General features: G+C 77.1%; 1 protein-coding gene and 1 pseudogene. Both read left to right on the top strand.

What is annotated here, in order from left to right; translation table 11 throughout:
* A pseudogene (locus E1266_RS38625) lies at positions 1 to 575 on the top strand (hypothetical protein); the annotation flags it as partial.
* Positions 572 to 1240, top strand: a complete 669-nt coding sequence (locus E1266_RS37305; RefSeq protein WP_132055294.1) for a response regulator transcription factor — start codon at positions 572 to 574, stop codon at positions 1238 to 1240. The pseudogene E1266_RS38625 and the gene E1266_RS37305, both read left to right, overlap by 4 nt.
* Positions 1241 to 1242: the final 2 nt, after the last annotated feature.

The following is a 1242-nucleotide window of genomic DNA, read 5'->3' as shown; positions in this document are numbered from 1 at the left end:
CCCCGCCCGCACCCCGCGCCTTCGACTCACCCGGCGACCAGCCCGCCGACCCGCCCGGCGGGCACCGCGCCGCGCCCACCGCGGCGCCCACCGCCGGGACCGCGCTGCGCGCCGCCCTCGGCCTCACCCGCACACCGCCGGGGGAGTGGCCCTCCGAATCGGCCCGCCACCTGGCCCGCGAACGCCGCCAGGTCCGCCGCGGCCTGATCACCGCGATCACCGTCCCCGCCGCGCTCATGGCCGCCCTCGGCACCGTCATGGCCGCCTACTACGCCTACGTCACCCTCAACTCCGTCCTGCCGCCCGCCGACTACGCCGCGCTGCGCGTCGGCGCCCCCCAGGCAAGCGTCCAGCGGACCCTGCCGCCGCGCGAGACGACGGGCGCCGGAACCGTCCGCCGCCTCGTCCCCGAACCCGCCCGCGCCGACTGCCGCTACTACCGCCCCGAGGCCGACCTGCTCGGCGTGTCCCGCATCTACCGGCTCTGCTTCACCGGCGGCCGCCTCACCGCCAAGAACGCCTACGACACCACCCTGCTCAGCGCCGAACACGACCGACAGAGGAACCCGCCATGATCCGGGCACTGCTCGCCGACGACGAGGCCATGATCCGCGCGGGCGTCCGCGCGATCCTCGCCGCCGACCCCGGCATCGAGGTCGTCGCCGAGGCCGCCGACGGCCGCGAGGCCGTCGAGCAGACCCTCCGGCACCGCCCCGACGTCGCCCTCCTCGACATCCGCATGCCCCGCCTGGACGGCCTCGGCGCCGCCGCCGAACTGCGCCGCGCCGCCCCCGGCACCGGCGTCATCATGCTCACCACCTTCGGCGAGGACGAGTACATCGCCCGCGCCCTGTCCGGCGGCGCCAGCGGCTTCCTCCTCAAGTCCGGCGACCCCCTCGAACTCATCGCCGGCGTCCGCGCCGTCGCCGGCGGCGCCGCCTACCTGTCCCCGCGGGTCGCCCACCGCGTCATCACCGAACTCGGCGGCGGCCGCCTCGCGGTCGGCGCCCGCGCCCGGAACCGCATCGCCGCCCTCACCCCCCGCGAACGCGAGGTCCTGGCCCTGCTCGGCGCCGGACTGTCCAACGCCGAGATCGCCGCCCGCCTCCACGTCGTCGAAGGGACCGTGAAGGCCTACGTCAGCGCGATCCTCACCCGCCTCGACGCCCGCAACCGCGTCCAGGCCGCCGTCGTCGCCTACGAGGCCGGCCTCGTCGCCCCCACCGGCGACACCCCCTGAAC

It is taken from the genome of Actinomadura sp. 7K534 (genome assembly GCF_004348575.1).
GTDB lineage: Bacteria > Actinomycetota > Actinomycetes > Streptosporangiales > Streptosporangiaceae > Spirillospora > Spirillospora livida.
This window is presented reverse-complemented; position numbering and strand designations above follow the sequence as displayed.

What these genes read in the sequence shown, in the direction of transcription:
- E1266_RS37305 (WP_132055294.1), top strand. Translation starts at nt 572, where the DNA reads ATGATCCGGGCACTGCTCGCCGACGACGAGGCCATGATCCGCGCGGGC.